The sequence below is a fragment of the Leptolyngbya sp. CALU 1928 genome, assembly GCF_056784215.1.
Window position 1 is genome coordinate 143,254 of the sequence record NZ_JBXBCE010000003.1, and the last position, 16,655, is coordinate 159,908.

The 16,655-nt window shown below is 48.8% G+C and carries 13 protein-coding genes; 2 read left to right on the plus strand and 11 right to left on the minus strand.

The window, feature by feature from the left end:
- Positions 1-22: 22 nt before the first annotated feature.
- The 11 genes from AC1S5B_RS18845 to AC1S5B_RS18895 form a co-directional block, all read right to left on the minus strand.
- Positions 23-1,480, minus strand: a complete 1,458-nt coding sequence (locus AC1S5B_RS18845) for a hypothetical protein (protein WP_482037239.1) — start codon at positions 1,478-1,480, stop codon at positions 23-25.
- Between the two features lie 14 nt (positions 1,481-1,494).
- Positions 1,495-3,309, minus strand: a complete 1,815-nt coding sequence (locus AC1S5B_RS18850; protein ID WP_482037240.1) for a type IV secretory system conjugative DNA transfer family protein — start codon at positions 3,307-3,309, stop codon at positions 1,495-1,497.
- Positions 3,310-3,316: 7 nt separating this feature from the next.
- On the minus strand, positions 3,317-4,621 hold the full coding sequence (locus tag AC1S5B_RS18855; protein ID WP_482037241.1) for a hypothetical protein: 1,305 nt from the start codon (positions 4,619-4,621) through the stop codon (positions 3,317-3,319).
- Between the two features lie 4 nt (positions 4,622-4,625).
- The gene (locus AC1S5B_RS18860) at positions 4,626-5,438 is read right to left on the minus strand and encodes a hypothetical protein (protein WP_482037242.1); all 813 of its coding nucleotides are present in this window, start codon (positions 5,436-5,438) and stop codon (positions 4,626-4,628) included.
- Positions 5,435-7,135 carry a TrbI/VirB10 family protein gene (locus AC1S5B_RS18865; RefSeq protein ID WP_482037243.1) on the minus strand — a complete coding sequence of 567 codons (1,701 nt, stop codon included), beginning with the start codon at positions 7,133-7,135 and terminating at the stop codon, positions 5,435-5,437. The genes AC1S5B_RS18860 and AC1S5B_RS18865 overlap by 4 nt, the downstream gene beginning before the upstream one ends.
- A gap of 39 nt (positions 7,136-7,174) precedes the next feature.
- Positions 7,175-7,933 carry a hypothetical protein gene (locus tag AC1S5B_RS18870; protein WP_482037244.1) on the minus strand — a complete coding sequence of 253 codons (759 nt, stop codon included), beginning with the start codon at positions 7,931-7,933 and terminating at the stop codon, positions 7,175-7,177.
- Between the two features lie 33 nt (positions 7,934-7,966).
- Entirely contained in the window at positions 7,967-9,094 is a 1,128-nt protein-coding gene (locus AC1S5B_RS18875; protein ID WP_482037245.1) for a hypothetical protein, read from the minus strand.
- Positions 9,095-9,177: 83 nt separating this feature from the next.
- On the minus strand, positions 9,178-10,245 hold the full coding sequence (locus tag AC1S5B_RS18880; protein ID WP_482037246.1) for a hypothetical protein: 1,068 nt from the start codon (positions 10,243-10,245) through the stop codon (positions 9,178-9,180).
- Positions 10,235-13,060 carry a hypothetical protein gene (locus tag AC1S5B_RS18885; protein WP_482037247.1) on the minus strand — a complete coding sequence of 942 codons (2,826 nt, stop codon included), beginning with the start codon at positions 13,058-13,060 and terminating at the stop codon, positions 10,235-10,237. Before AC1S5B_RS18885 ends, AC1S5B_RS18880 begins: the two co-directional genes overlap by 11 nt.
- Complete coding sequence (locus AC1S5B_RS18890) at positions 13,057-13,464, minus strand: hypothetical protein (RefSeq protein WP_482037248.1); 408 nt, start codon at positions 13,462-13,464, stop codon at positions 13,057-13,059. The genes AC1S5B_RS18885 and AC1S5B_RS18890 overlap by 4 nt, the downstream gene beginning before the upstream one ends.
- Before the next feature lie 72 nt (positions 13,465-13,536).
- Positions 13,537-14,265 carry a hypothetical protein gene (locus AC1S5B_RS18895; protein ID WP_482037249.1) on the minus strand — a complete coding sequence of 243 codons (729 nt, stop codon included), beginning with the start codon at positions 14,263-14,265 and terminating at the stop codon, positions 13,537-13,539.
- A gap of 374 nt (positions 14,266-14,639) precedes the next feature.
- Between AC1S5B_RS18895 and AC1S5B_RS18900 the strand changes: the two genes are divergently transcribed.
- On the plus strand, positions 14,640-15,350 hold the full coding sequence (locus tag AC1S5B_RS18900; RefSeq protein WP_482037250.1) for a response regulator transcription factor: 711 nt from the start codon (positions 14,640-14,642) through the stop codon (positions 15,348-15,350).
- Positions 15,351-15,469: 119 nt separating this feature from the next.
- Positions 15,470-16,534, plus strand: a complete 1,065-nt coding sequence (locus tag AC1S5B_RS18905; protein ID WP_482037374.1) for a sensor histidine kinase — start codon at positions 15,470-15,472, stop codon at positions 16,532-16,534.
- The last annotated feature ends 121 nt before the right edge of the window (positions 16,535-16,655 follow it).

Sequence of the window (16,655 nt, forward strand, 5' to 3'; positions counted from 1 at the left end):
TCAAGCATGATTGCGATGACTACTAATCATCAACTTCAAAATCGTAGTCAAACTCGCTTTCTACTGCTAAAGCCTGATTTGTCTTCTGTGAAAAATCTGCCAATTCCTTGAAGTCAGCACTGTTAAAATTCGTTCGTACTGAGTCTCCTTCAACGGTCAATGTGTGACCTTCAGAGGTGATTGCCGTTAGCTTCCCTTCAGCATATTCAAGCGATAGTCCAGTGGCTCTATCATCTGCTTTGTCCACCCCTGCTGCCTGGAAATAGGTCATCAAGTCTCCGACATTCGTCTGGTTCTCTGGGGCAAGTGTGACTTCTTTGACAACGCGGCGTGGGCGGCTGGAGGATTCTGCTTGATCCGCAGGCTGACTTGCAGACTGCCGATTTGTTGTATTGATTTCGTAACCCTCGCTTTTGAGAATCGCGATCGCATCATTCACATTGGATTGAGACAGTTTTAGCATCGGAGTTTGCTTTGCTGTCTGCTCCATTGAAGCACCCATTTTTTCAGAAACAATCTCCGCAGGCTTACCAAATAGAACGGCTCCTCCATCTGGATATAAACTGACATTGGCAACATTGCTCGCCTCTAGTTCCTTAAAAGAAACCTTATACCCTTGCGATTCCAACGCTTCTTTGGCGGGCTTGATTTGCGATTCAGTCAGGTTGAGTTTAGGCATTGCCGTACCCGTTGTAGCAGAGGGCTTGGTATAGCCTGTTTCTAGACCTAATACCCCGGCAACTTCTTGAGCCACAGCACCCGTAATCACTGCCCCTTTGCCGTTATTGCCGTCGTAGGTTGCGATCGTCGCTTCCAGTTTCAGATCCTTGGTAGCAATGTCTAAGCTCTCACCAAATTCCTGCTTGATCTGTCGGTATGCTGCGCGATCAAAAGTGAGCATGGGTCTCCCACCCGGAGTTTCGTCTGGTTCACGTTCCAGAGCTTTCGCCAGGTTTTTGGCAGAGCCATCATAGACATGGTAGGTTTCGCCATCTGGTGCCTCTCGGAAAACCACTTTGGGCTTCAAGTTACTTTCAAGCTCTTGAGATTCCACTTTGTAGCCTTGAGATTTCAGCCACTCCGCAATAGAATTAACATCATCTCGATCCAGTTTTACTTTGGGAGTTTGTTTGCTAGTTTGTCCTAATGGCAAATTAAACTCCTGAGCCACATCCTTTGCAGCTTGTCCGTAGATGGTGGCACTGTGTCCATGCAACGTGATATTAGCGGTCTTCTCTTCAACGAAAGAGACTTGATAGCCACGCTCCTCTAATCCTGCCTGCACCGTTTCAAACTGTGCGGCATCAATTTTGAGCATGGGATCTTCATTCCGGGTCAATTCGGGTTGTACCCCTAAAATTTCAGCCGCTGCTAGAGCGACATCTTCAAAAACCATTGCACCCTTGCCTTTGCCAAACACTTTCAGTTCAGCGATCGGCTGAGTTTGTGTATCCGTTTCTTCAATCGGTGCTGTAGCCATAAATTAAGGTCTCCCTAAAACGTGACTTTGACTTTTCCGTCTTCTTGAGAACGGGTTCCTCCTTTAGCAGGTTTCTCTTCTGGTGCTGGGAAATACTCTTGGGCGATCGCCATTCGTTTCGCAATTTGTTCTCGGCTATGTTCCTCAGAAAAGAACTCTTGTTGAGACCGTTCGATTAATCGTTGTCGCACTTTTTCCCATTTACTGCGGCTCCATTCATCCGCCTTAATATCCTCTTTGGGTAACGTGATTCTCGTGATCATTGGAATCGAGCCTTCATCCCTGGTGCCATAGGCGGGATTAATGAACACACATTTTCCGGCAACAAACTTGTTGAATTGTGCAGACTCGACAATGGCGCGTTTATGCAAGTGCTCTCCCGTACTGGTACTGCCCCCACCTTTGCCTGTACTGCGGCTTTTTTGGCGCGTGGTGAGTTCTTCTTCGCCGATATAGTCGCTAAACATCCGAGCACTTTCGCTCTCTTGTGGATTGAAAATGGCTTTTGTGGCACAACCACCCAGAATGGCGCGGCTGATCTCACGCGAGTAGGCTTTCTCTAATTGGTTCAAGTTCTGATAGCCAATCAGGGTGACTTGCCCAAGAGAACGATTCTCGTTGAGCCACTGAGTCAGGGTTGGCAGGTAGACGGTGGGCAGCTCGTCAACGGCTACCAGAAACGGATCTTTCCGACCACTGCGGGCATTGCGAGCCACCAGCATGTGCAAAATAGTGGCAACCAGTGGAGCAACCGCATCCCGGCGCTGGCGATCGAGACCTAACACAATCATGCGTTTGCCTTCCAGGTCTAATGGCAGTGTGGTGGGTCCACAAAACGCACCCACCAGTTCCGGGCTAAGGAAACGGCTAAAGACTTTGCTTGCTGTTCCAACGACCCCTGATACTGTTTTTTCACTGCCGGCCAGTTGTAGAAGCTGCGAGAACGCCAGATAAACCCACTGGCTAATGGGATGCCCCTGACCGGATTCACTCCGTTCCCACGCCGCTTGAATTCGTTCTGGCAGTTTCGACAGGCTCAGAATGGTGGATGCAGTCAGAATGTCGGGCGTTGGTAAACCCTTTGCCAGCATCAGCATCGCCTGGGTCAGCTGGTCTCCGGCATCGGCGAAAAATTTGTCTTCCGAAGCGTTGGCAGAGAGCGCAAAGTTACGGTTCATCACCGTCGCAATTTGCCGCGCCATTAACGCATCATCAGGGCTGTGGAGGAAGTCTAAGGGGTTACAAACTTCAGATTCTTCAAAGCCTGGAGCAAACACTTTGACATCGTACCCATGCTTTGCCGCAAACGGCACGAGCAATTCTGCCTGCTCTGGATATTTGAAATCGTAAATACACAAGGGGATGCCTTCTTTAATCGCAGAGCGAATCGCCGGATTAATCAGTGAGAAGGTTTTCCCTGATCCAGGTCCACCACACACGGCAATCCCCCGGTTTGCGTCCGGAATCCAAAGTGTTTTCTTCCCAGCAACAGGTTTACCTTTGTCATTGCGCTTAAACAGTCCGGCATAAAGCGTCACCGCATTGTGCTTACGCTTTTCCAGTTGGTCTAGAGCACGTTTACGAGCGGTTCGTTTTTCGCGATCGCCAGCCAGGTAGCCGGTGGCGATCTTGTTGCCATTCTTCCGACCTTTCCCTAACCAGGCGAGGGAAATCCAGCCAATCGCCACAATCAGCAGCATGAGACCATTACCCCCTTTAAGGGACTGGAGGATTCCACCCCCATACTGAGAGCCACTCTGGACAAACGTATTTGGCTCACTGGCACGGAAGGCGATTGTTTGGGATTGCATCAAGGGAGAGGGTTGCATTTCAACCTCAAGCGGTGAGATCAGGGAATACCGTTTTAAGCCACTGCCGTAAGCCTTCTGTAAGTGCTAGTAGCTTTTCTTGGAGCGTTTCGCGTGGGTCGTCCGGCTCAATGATTGGAACAGGTTCTTGTGGCGTTTCGCGTTTAAGTGGTTGGGCGACCCTTGCGGTAACGGCAAAGCCGTGTACCTGTTTCACCTCAGCCATTTCGGTGTCATTCTCAATGTCACCTACGACAATGCCATCACCAGGGCGATAGCTGATGAAAGGAACAGGTCCAATCACGAATGGGGAACAATTGGGTTCGATTGATGAGGACAGTTGACAAGCACGAAAATATAAAGCTGTCTTGATGCTTTGCTGACTCGCTTCTGTTAACACGACCTTAAAAGCATTGCTGAAGATATTACGCCCAGTTGGTTCAAGCCCATTACTCAACTGAGCACCTTCCCCCTGTCCACCTTGAACCAGTTGCCGACCTGTCAGCCAAACTTTTCGATGAATGGCTTGATCGCCAGATAACTGAATTCCAGAGCAGGTAATGGTGTTACAAGGCACTCTGTACCCAGCAATATCACTGCCCGATAGACTGTTAACCCCCAACTTGCCAGTCAACTTCATGATGCCAACAGAGCCACTGGATTGAGGCGGAACCGGAAAGAAGCTCCAGGGCAATTCTTTTAGCCCAGGAACATCGCTAATTCGAGCAGTCTGCCAGAACTGAAATCGTTGCAATGGTACAGACAACAATCCTGGAACATCTTTGAGCGTATAGCGCGATAAATCAAAGTTGATAAAGTTAACGGTTCCTAGTTGGGGATCACTGGTAATGATTTCATTGAGTGTGCGAGCCAGGGTGGGACGTGGAAAGACGACACTGAGCCGATCTTTGAGTAACGGCACCTTAGCGATCGATTGAGTACCCAACTCTGGAATTGCCCCAGCTAAATCGGCTAACGTTTGACGCTCAAACAGCTTGAACTGGCTCAATTTGACTGCTTCCGGTGAAACTTGAGTACCAACCGCAATCGTAAATAAGTTCAAGTCTTGCAGGCGGAAGCTGTGTTCAAAGTCGCTCAGGGTGAGGACTTGATCCAACGGTTGACCTGTTCGCCAAGATCGAAATTTAACCGCTCCCGATGTTTGAAGCCTGGGTAATTTAGTAAACGTCAGGGCATCCCAGTTTGGGGCAATGGCGAATCGTTCGCCTTGTTGAACCGTAACGGTCGGAATACTGGCGGCTTTTGTCGGAAGTGATGTAAACCCCCAGCAGACAGCAGCAAGAACAATAGGAATAATACGACGAGAGGACATAGTGTTACACACCTCCAGGAGTTGAAGTTGACTGCGAACTTGACGCAGGGGTTGCAGACGAGGGAAAAACAGAGGGAGTAGGGGATGAGGGATTTGGGAGTGTCGCAGGAGTAGTTGTTGAGTAACCCATTTCAGCCAATTTGGACACAACGGCTAGTGATAGTTGCGATCGCCCAGCAGCCTGCTGCATTGGCATCCCGTTTCGGACTTGAGCCAAGAACGCCCGTACACGCTTTGCAACCGGGCTAGATGAGGAAATTAACCGCTGGCTCAGTGCCCGTTGCAGTCCGCGTTCAACATCGTTCCAGTTGGCGGTACGATTGCCAGCCACAACCACTCCACCCCCATCAGCCAGGTTTTGATGATCGGGTGTGACCGCAATGGAGGCATATTGGGGCTTGCCAGAACCGTAACCAACCTGAAATAAGTACGTTTTTCTGCCGTATTGCGATTGAGTAATGATCGTCAACAGGGTCGATTCTGTTCGAGGAATGTTGGGGAACTGAATTCCTGTCACACGCTTTAAGTGGACAATACTGGCTCCAGAACGCTTTCCTAACGAACCATCAAAATCAACTACGATCTTGCTGGGGTCGTCGAGCCACGCTCTTAAAATCGTCTCACCCATTCGGGTGAAATCGATATTGGTGCCAGATCCCTGCCAAACGGTTACGGATGTGCCATTACCCTTTAGCCCTTGTGCCTGAGATTGGGACACCTGCCGCACGCGTGGTGCAGCGATCGCCGGAGTGATAGAACTGAACACAATACCGACGAACAGCGGAATCATTGTTAAAGAAAGCAGATGCTTTTTCATCGCGTCACCTCAAATATGGAATTGGTTTGTACTTGAAGTTGCTTTCCGGCAGGAACCCGCCAAACTTTTGCTCGATTGCGGTTGCTCTCTGCTGACTGTTGATTGCGATCGGTCAGTTGCTTCTGCACTGCCCCAAATGCCCCTTCAAGCAATGCACCGCCAATGTCGGTCTTACCGTTCGTGATGTTGGATGACGACAGAGAGGGAGTTGAGGTTACACTCTCGCTTTGAGGGCGATTTAACAGTTTGCCAGTCTGACCCAATGCACCCGTGAGCGCCACCATCAGGTCTTTACCGAATCTGCCCCTCTCTCTGTTGATGTTGTCCGCCATGACTGGATTGCCACCCTCGCCCGTGATCGTCAGAGAGCCTGGTGGTGCCTGAACGATTTGAGAGCCTGCGGTAGAAGGGATAACAACGGAGGAAACAGAAAGTTGAACCATACCGCTATCAGACACCGCCTCCACTTGAGCAACCAACTCTGTCCCAGCCGGAAGCGCGACTGAGCCATCTGATCCAAGCAAGGGTTCATTGAGTTGAACTGTGAATTGCTGCGGCTGCTTTTGCTGGATATCTTCTGCCCACACAATCGGGGTGTTGAGCGTGGCGACTGCCGTAGATCCAGGCATCAATTGGGATACCTGACTTGGCTCACCCGTCAGGATCGCATTCACATCAGCGTCGTACCGCTGCGGACTACCAAATTCCTGGTGGCGAGTATCGCCGCTGTTCAAAGACTTAGATTGTGCTACAACCGCAGTCGAAGATGAGGGCACGGCAGAGGAATAATCGGCTGTCACTGCTGATGGTGTAGAGGGAGGAGTGCCCAGGGAAGAGGGTGAAACAGGCGAGTCCATAGCCGGTTCAGCAGTAGAGACATCCTCTTCCCCATCGTTCCCCTGACCAAAGCTACCAACCGTTACTGCATCTTGCCATGCCTGGTTCGGCTCTTTGCTTTCTGGAACTGAGTTAAGCGGCTTACCTGTCAAAGGTGCAGAACGTGCAATCGGGGGTGGGCTGACAACGGAGGCATAACTGCGAACAGGTGGAGCGACTGCGACAGGGGCGGGAGTACGAACCGATGTGGAAGATGTCGGCTTCGACGAAGCCGTCTTGAGCGGACTTTTCTGGGTGTTTGGTCTGCTGGGAAGACGTTGAGTAGTATTCTGTTTGGTTTGCGCGATCGTTTGCGTTTGGGTTCTTAGAGCGGTTTCAGTCTTGAGTCTGCCGATTTCCTGTGCTGATGGATCAGCGGTCGGTGTCGGCTCAGGGGATGGCGGAGGCGGTTTCGGGGCAGCTTTGTCATCCCAGCTATTCACACTCAAAAGGAACAAACCCACCGTGCCAACCGCACCTGCCATCAGAACTGAGACAAGTCCAGCTTTGGCAAATGGATCACTCCAGATTGGAGTTTTTGTTTTAGCGGTGGAATACGCCTCTTCCCCTTCCAGATCTTCGGGGTCAAGCAGAAACTCTTCCTCTGAAGCCTCTAGATCGAATACTTCTGGGTCAATGGGTTCCTCTAGAAATTCTGGCTGATCAGTAGCAGACTCTCGTTCAAGAACAACTGTTGCCGTTGAAGGTGGAGTAGGCTTGCCGGGAGGGGGTTCTGAGACAAAGCCTGTCATCGCCGCAAGATCATCCCACTCTGAGGATGGGGATTGTTGAGAATTGGAGGATTGGGAGGAGGGATGCATGATATCGAGGTCTAATCGTTGCGAGGTTGGTAGCGAGGTCTAACGGGTAAGCTGCTGAATCTCCAGATCACGCATTTCGGTAATGCGTAATCCACTTTGCTGCGCTTGATAGACGGCTTGTTGAATTAGAGTGGAGTTTTCTGGTAGAGGGTCACTGGTCGGTTCAACGGCTTGCACAAAGACAGATTTATTGAATGGAATGACACGCCCTTGCGGATTTGCACCGTCGAAAATCAGTAGGTTGGCAACCACATCGACCTGCCATATTCCCGGTTTGACTGGCTTTGGATCAGAAACCGATTCAAAGCTCAAGACACTTTGAGCCGCATTGCTGAACACGCCGTTCGGGGTCATTTTGGCAACCTCTTGCAGAAACGGATTGCGAAAATCCTCAGCTAACATGAACGAGGCTTGCCAGGTTCCGGTTGTAATTCGACCTCTGCCCACCTGAACTCCTGGATCACTTAACGATCCTCGGTTGGCTTGACCTGTCGCTCCTGCCCCATCTTTAGAAGCAAGCTTTGCATTCCAGGTGAATAGCAGTCCTAACCCGTTTTTGACAAAGTGGTGGACAGTGACTGGCGTTCGAGAAAAGTGATCGACTGGTTCCATCGCAATCGATCGCCCATTGTCAAGTTGCACCATTGAAGGAGACGGTTTTCGAGCCACTGCCCAGGTTCCAGTCGCGATAGCAAGAGTTAGAAACAAAATCAAAATTTGAAGTCCCAACGTGCCAAGCGCGAACATCGGGAGAATATCTGACGAATCAAACCGTCGTTTCTTACTCATTAACTGCATGATGACCTAAGCCTCAAATGGGTGGGTGATGGACTACCGAGCGAGAATGCCACGGAAATTCTTGAGTCCAGGGACATTGGCAGCAACGGTTGACAGCATTCCAACTGCGCCACTGTTAATCACATGGAAAACAGTCATTCCACCGCCAGCTGCTAATGCCAGAGCCAGCGCGGGTGCAAGCAGCGCAATAATCACCAGAAAGCCCATTGTGTCTGTCACTTCGGCATTGACGACTACCACCGCCGCGACTCCCACGATGATGTTGTAGCAAACCTGCGCCATTCCCAGGGAAAAGAACCCGGTTAACCACGCCCACATTGATTTGCCGTCATATAAGAACGCGCCTGCTACCGCGATCGGTCCCATCAATCCAGTGAGCAGCATGGCAATTTCGAGGATATTGGCGAACGCCCATTGAAATGCTAATAGCACAACTTGAACGAGAGATTGAGAGATAGCACCTAGAAAACCAGCCGCATAGCTCGCTCCACCAAATAAGAGACCTTGATCAAGACCACCTTCAAAAGCTTCACCAGCACCTTGAGCAGCACGCAGGTTTGGAGTTTGAGACAGCAAATTACCCAAATCTGCGAAAGCGTTTCCAACAGGATGCTTCGACTGATAATCCTGAATCACTTGCTGGGCTTGCTGGTTAGCGTTTTTCATACACTCAACCTGCCGCTCCCCAACCATCCCCTGACATTGACTCAGCAACGCCCCAATCTGGCTTGACACCGCCCCTTTATCCACAGAGGCTTGAATCGCATCCTGGAGTTTGACCTCCAGGAGCGTGGTTGATAAGACCTGCTCTGAAACATTGTGGATGACTCCTCGCAAACTAAAGGTAATCTTTCCTAGCAGGTTGCCATTGTTTGCTAGCAGAACAACGATGATAAGCGGGATAAGCAGGCTTTGTAAGGCTGAGTGATAGTCTTCTTCATGAACCATACGGCGAATGAATTGCAGCATGAAAAAGACTAGCGAACCTGCCGCAAATAGCCCAGCCATTCCAACGATCGTGGCATATAGCTGACTTTGAAAAATGTTGAGCCAGTGATTATTCCAGGCTTGGGCAATCCCTTGCGTGGTGTCAATGCCGCGTTGAAGAATGTCTCCAGCACCAAGTGCGCCAAGCAAGGAAGAAGAGAGAAGATTCAGCATGAGTCAAGGTCTCTTATCAATCGATATTTTTACGGTAGTCAGGCGATCTGACTACCGTATGGCATTGAGCAGCTTTTGTCTAACTATGGATTATCATTTGTTTGATTACCTGTAACTCCAGGCAGGTAAACATTTCCAGAAGCCTGAATCAAGCTAACGGCTCCGGCAATTTTTTCTGAATGCTGCATTCGATTTGTTTCGTCAACCGCATCGGAGATGTTAGACATCACAAGACTGTTTGCCGCCGTTTGTTGACGCAGGAGCATCAGGTTGGTGTAAGCCCCTCCTTGCAGAGCAGATTGTCCCGCTTGTAATGTCACCAGGTCTTTCATCACATCTTGCGTAACATCTTTTCCCTGGGCTTCTTGAGCTTTGCTCTGAATGGTTTGGAGCGTTTGTCCCGCACCCTGTAATTCCTGCACCATTGCGTTTTGACCTGCTTTGCCAACCACACTAGATGCCATTCCTCGGTTCATTGTTCGATCCGTTTCAGACTTGACGGATTGCGCCAGCACTAAGGGGTTGAGGTTAAACTGGTCTACTTTCTGCATTTGAGCGTTCGCTGCCCCATTCGCGCCACCATCGACTGTCTGTTGCTCAATCTGTTGATGCACGGCTTCAAAGTCAGGAAGTCCCAATGCTCCTGTAGGACGGCTGTCTCCGTTGTCTCCAGTGCCGTTAGCAGAATTTGTACCATTACCAAAAATGCCACCCAACACATCGCCAAAAATATTGGACATGCTGCGGTTAATGAAATCGTTGAATACCTGGAAGTATTGTGAGATCTGCTGAGTGAATGGATTTAAGAGGTTTCCGATTGGGTTGCCTCCACCAAATATGTTTCCAAAATTCCCCAGATTTTCGAGTGGGCGAGTCAGTCCGCCAACGGTATCGCCAATCTGTTGTTGGATCTGCCCGATCGGGTTAAGTGCCTTCTGAGTGACATCTGTGACTGTTTGCTGTAATGTGCCTGTCAGTTCATCTAAGGGAGCGGCTTTGGCAATCGGAACAATTCCTATTCCTGTAATAATCAGCATTAATGTCCAAGCCCATAGTTTGAACTGAGATTGCGTAGCACGTTTTGGTTGGACAGGCGGTTGTACCGTCTTCAAAGTTGAGTTTGTAGTTTGTAAAGAAGATTCAGGCAGCATGGGAGAGGATATTCCTTGAATGAGAATGAGTCGGTGTCGGAGATGCCCCAATCTCATTGAGGCTAGAACCAGAACGAATCGCTTTTACATACTGCTCGGCAAACTTTGCCATTCCCAGCAGATGATCACTGGGATATTGGGCTAAGACACGGGTTCGAGCAAGCTGCTCATCCGGATTGTTAGCAACTGCCGCAATTTGTATTGGGCTGGGATAATAACGACAGTAGGTATAAGTGCCATTAATGTCTAATAACCAGTTGGAGTAAAGTTCTGAGCGTTTTGGAAAGAAGAACTCTCCTGCATTTCGAGCAATAATTGAGCGTTCGTAGGAGAGGTTTTTAACGAATGATTCGACGGCGATCGGTTGAATCCGTCCCACAAGTCGCGTATTCATGTTTTCCATAATTTGCGACCCAGCAACAGAGTTGACGATTGTGCCAGGATCTTGTGCAGATAGAAATGTGCGAATCCCAGCCTTAGCACCGTTGGCACACAATCGTCCAATTAAGCGAGCGATCGTTGAAAACGCAAACAGAATCGGAGACTCGTCAATAAAAAAGATTGACTTTGGACTTTCCAACGCTCGTCTAAGTGCGGCTGAATAGGCACTCAACGAGAGTACAGCAGCTTCATTTTCATTGGAGATATTTCGCAGTGCAAAAACCAGCAGTTGAGCATCGGTTGGAAATGACGAAGGTCGGCTGATTGCGCGTCCCACACGAGAACCTAGCCAGTATTCTAGTTGAAGCTGAATCTGCGAATGAGCACTCCGAACAACGCCAATTTCATCTTCTACTCCTAATTTTTCTAGAGAGCAGAACTGCATGAAATCAGCCAGGGTTGGAGTATCATTCCAAGCCACTGAGCCAAATCCATTTTCTTGAGCCTCGTCATATCGCTTGCGAATGTCGGGGTCTTTGAAGAAGTTGCCCAATGCTCGACCGATCAGTGCCCGTACCGTATTCTCCAACAGGGGATCTTGCTGAGTGGTTGGCAAGACCATCGTGACCAGTGCTCCCTCCAGGAAGGAGCGATATTCCTCAAACCGTTCACGTAGCTTCTCTTCGTCTAAGTTCAAATGCCGTAGATCTGGCATCTCAAATAGATTGTTGGACTCACGTCCAATGTCGAAATACGCAGCTCTGGGTTTAAGAAATTCAGCATAGTCAGTGAAGGTTGAGGTGCCATCTGGTTTGGGATAGTCCAGACAGACGATCGGGTAGCCTTCAGCGAGAAACTGTGACATTGCCCCCGATACCAGAACTGATTTCCCGGAGCGGGTCGTGCCAAACACGGCAATATTCCGATGTTCCTCAATGAAGTCAATTCGGACGGGAGTGCCCCCATCATCAGCAATCAGTTCAAAGCCTTTAGAGTCACCTGGATGAGTCAAGGTCAGAGGAATCAGACCGGGTGCTTCACTGGTCAGGTATGTGAGCTGCCGTTTGAATGGCGCACTTAACAATCTTTCCCAGGAGATCGGCAGTGTTTGCAGCCAAACGCGCCATGCAATTTCAGTTTCACGAATCACTTTGGCAGGCAACAGGAAGCAATCAGATAAAGCAGCACATGCCTCATCCAATTGATCCAGATTGTTTCGGTGAACTAGAAAGACGGTCGCAATATTGACTGGAACAGCCCCTTCATAGAGCTTTTCCTGTGCCTGTACTGATCGCCGGACTTTGACCTGCGCCGCTACGTCAATACTGCGGCTTTGTTCTGCCAATTGTGCTGCCACATTACTTTGTTTAAGAATGCGCTGCACATTGGTTTTCACCAGTGTAGAGTTGCGACTGGTGATCTGACAGAAAATTTCAGTATCAACGACATGCGGACGGCAGAGGACATCCCAGAGGTAGCGCAATTGCACGCTCATATTGTTGAAGCCACCCGGTTTAGCATTAAAGGTCAAAGCGCCAACATACTTTCCTTTCACCTTAAGCCAGCGTCGATCTGCTTGCGGGACGTTGGAGTACCCATACTCCCCTTGTATGAGAGCACTGACAGCGTGAACATCGTTTTGAACGATTTCTTGGATGCCCCGCTCAGACATCACAATATGCTGTGGAACTGGAGGGGCAGGACTCCAGTTAAATCGATGCCACACTTGTGTCCAAATGTCCTGGACACTCATGGGCTTAATGTCCAACCCCATTTTGATATTGAGCAAATGCTCCCAGCGCAAGTAGCCTTCACTAAAAGCACGCTGGAGCATTGTTTCAAATCGTTCTTGCACAACGCGATCGCCGTTGCCTTTGAATAACTCCCAAACCTCAACCCCTTTTGCTAAAGCTTTTTCAATCCAGTCAGCGTCGTTTGTCACCTTCTGGTTGGGTTCGATGGTGTAGGTGGCGTAAAGATAGAGGGACTTGGGTTTGCGAGTGCCGGATTTTTTTAATTCCTGTGCCCTCGCTTTCTCACTCATTAATAGCAAGCGTAGCTCGGCTGAAGGTGCTTTACTCAATAAACGATCTAACTCTACTTGGCGATCGCTATCAGAGGTAAAAGAGCTAAGGTGAACAGTCAACCGTTCACCATTGGGCAATTCCTTCAAAGCAGATTCAAACCCCCTTAAGGTAGGTTGAACTTGGTCTGGCTTGAGCGTGTCGTGGATCCCAGTTGCCTTGAAGCCAAACACAAAGCAAAATCGATTTTTGCCTTTTTGAAGCAGCGCAGATCCCACACTCCGCCCCTTCAGATTAATTTGGGCAAATCCTTCCAGATGGTTGAAATCTTCAAACGCAGTTTGCGTAACTGTTTGCTTCTTGTTTCGTTCAATTACCGCCACCCGCTGCTTACCTAATTTGGGCTTCATCTCGATATCCTCCGTTGCGCCTGAGTCTTCCTCTTCTTACTGTTCTTGCTGGAACAAGTTGCAGCGCGTTTATCTTTGCGTAAGGAAGACGGCTGATCAAGCAAGCTTTCATATTGAACGGGTCCGCCTTGCTTCCAGGTTGGAACCCCATGAAACTTGCTCAAGAACCGCCAACCCTCATTTCCAGTTAACACCCACCAACTGGCACAACCCCAGACAACAACAAGCAGCGTGGGTAGCCAACCAAGTCCGAAAACGCCCTGGCAAAGAACGTAGGAAATGATAGCAATCACAACCCACGGAATTACCTGTTCTCCTGGAATAGGACCGAGCTGAGGCTTTGAGTTGAGCACCTGGTTAACAGGAATGAATTCGTCAAAGTTGTAGTCGTGTTCAGTAGGCATATTGAAGGACAAAAATTGTTGGGAACTTAGGACAAAATAGAATTTCCTTCGTTGAGAAGCAGCCACCACTCCTTACGTCACGATCAAGGTAGAGAGGGCATCTCCAATCACAATACACAGAACTGTGATCAACGGAATTCTGGCGGCTGTTTGCCAGTCTTCATCATTTCTAAAGGCGTTGATCACACGAACCAGTGCAATTCCGATGTAGAGGACGAAAATAACCCGCAGCGTACCAAATAGCAAAGGGATGAGTCCATCAACACCCGCTGCTCCACCACCCGTATTTGCACCTGCAAAAATGGTCTGAACATACTCTTCAGCGGCTTGAAAAAATAGGGCATGAGAAGGGAATGCGGCTGCCAGCCAAGCACCAGAACCAAAGCAAACAGACATCCAGGGCAGTTTGTGCTCAGGAATACCAGCTTTTTCCAGCAACGTTTGCCAGATGCGTTGGCACAAAGGATTACTCTTGATGATGGCTTTGACAATTTGTACTGTCAGCCCAGCAATGCAAGCACCCAAAACGAAGGTGGGAGCGTGCATGACCAGATTCAGACCTAAAATACCACCAGAGATAAGCCAGGGAGCTATTCTCCGGAGTCGAACACGAAACTCACTCGTAAAGAATTGAGCAAATAGCGAGCGCAAGCCAAAGCGCTTGTGTGACTTTGATTGAGAGACGACAAGAGGAGTTTCTTCTGAAGCTAAAGGAGTTGACAGCGACAGTTGCAGCTTTTGACGAGTTATCTCAGCAACGGTTTCATCCGGGGAAGAAGCGACGGTTGTGGTTGTTGGCATATCTTTTTCTCAATAATTAGGAAACCAGGTCATAGGACTGGATGAATGAGGGTTCTAGTTTTGAGATTAGATAGGCGATGTGGCATGGGCATGGCATGGTTCAGGATTTCTATGGCATTCGCAATTTTTTGCCAGAGGCAAGAACCATACATCCAAACTGGCAACTGTTACGTACTACTGTTACGTACTAATTTTGTGGAACTACCATCCAAAGCCAGCAGACTGAACTTTTGGTAAAAATGTCATTATCAAGGTAGAGATAAATTTTGTGCTGTATGGCAAAATTGGTGTGAGGGATTGCGTCAATAGCGCGAAGGAAAAACGGCTTTTCTACACATAGCGACTTCCTGATCAACGCGCATAGGTTTTAGGTTATGGAAATTTTGGTAGTAGAAGACGAGCACAACATTGCGTCGCTGATTCGCAGGTGCTTGGAGACCGAAGGCTATTCTTGCTCAGTCGCCTATGATGGCGAGTCTGGGCTGAAGTTATTTGAGCAGAAGGAACCCGATGTTGTCATTCTAGATTTGAATCTGCCTAAAATGAATGGGTTAGATGTGTGTGAACAAATTCGTAAAAGCCCCAAAAAAGAGCCACTGATTATGATGTTGACGGCTAAAGCGTCTGAGGGCGATCGCATCATGGGTTACACCGCTGGAGCCGATGATTATCTTCCTAAACCATTCAGCCCCCAGGAGTTAATCGCACGGGTCCGGGCGATGCTCAGGCGATCAAGGCGGTTAACTCATCCAGAGCACCGTCCCCTCGAAACACCCCATTTTCTCATCGATCCAGCGCGACGAGAAGTGTTTGTGCAACAAGCACCCGATGGGGAGCGGGAGACAGTCACTTTGTCACCTGTGGAATTTGATTTGCTGTTTAAGATGGCATCTCGACCACGAGTCGTGTTTACCCGAAATCAATTGTTAAATGCAGTGAGAGGAGAAAACTTCGTGGGGGACGAACGTTCAATGGACAGTTACATTAAACGATTGCGAGATAAAATTTGCCCTTTGGAGTATCGAGAGCGTTACATCAAGACTCATCTAAGAGTTGGATATAGTTTTGATGATGCCCCTGATTAATTCTCAGAAAAATCTATTAAGAAGTAGCATTATTAACCATGAGTGCGAGAGACCTTCTAAATAAAGGACGAACCTCTCTCAGCCTGCGTCTGCGACTACTCCTAACAAATTTTCTTGTGATGCTTGTCACATTAGTCAGTGCAACAAGTATTGCTCACATTTACAAAGCCCAGACGTTTGAGGAGAAAGTTTCCGATACTGTAATAACCAACCCATCCAAGCCAGCGCCAGAAAAGAAAGACGCGGATCGACTGCTTGAAATATTTGAGCAAGTGAATAACCGGGGAACTCACTTGGCTGTGTTGGTTAGTTTTGTGATCGTTGGGTTAATTACCTGGACCCTAACGGAAACGATTGACCGTCCACTGCGAGGAATTGAGCGAGCGATCAGCCAGTTCAATCGTGGTAATCTGAATGCACGAATTCCTCCCAGCGATATCCCCGAACTGCATAGATTAGGGTTGACCCTGAACAGCGCAGCGAGCCGTTTGCAGGGTGTAGAAGAGCGTCGCCGGGAAGTTATTGGGGACCTGGCACATGAATTGGGAAACCCGCTAACGGTGATTCGTGGATATCTGGAGTTGATAAGTCATGGAGAGATGTCGCTTACCCCATCGGTCGGGCAGCAACTCCATGAAGAAGCTGAACGAATGGCACGACTATTAGAGGATTTGAAAACCCTTTCCAAGGTGGAGACTGGCAATCTCCCATTACATTTGCAGGTGGTTTACCCAAATCCGCTGTTGAATAGTGTTGTTCGAGCCTTATCGGTCAGAAACCGCAAGCGGATTCGCCTGGAACTAAATTGCTCTACGAATTTGCCTGAAGTATTTGCAGACCCCGATCGCGTTCGGCAAGTTCTCATCAACTTGATTAGCAATGCCCTGAACTACACGGAACAAGGGCGTGTCATCGTTCGGGCTTGGAATGATGACACGCGGATATGGGTTGAAGTCTCTGATACAGGCGTTGGAATTGCTCCAGAGGACTTACCCCGTGTGTTTGATCGATTTTGGCGATCAGAGTCTTCCCGAAGGCAAAATGCATGTGGAACAGGGATCGGATTGGCGATTACAAAGCACCTGGTAGAAGTCCAGGGTGGGCAAATTAATGTAGAAAGCGAACTAAACAAAGGAACCGTTTTTCGTTTTTCGCTACCCCTTGCGACAACAGAGCTTGCCTGATTATTTACACCCTATAAACAACACAAACTATTTTGTTTCTTTTAAAAGTATTTGTGTCTCTATCTGGAGGTAGAGTTCTTTAGCCTCAACATTTCGTTCAATAAACACTTGAAGTGTAAGG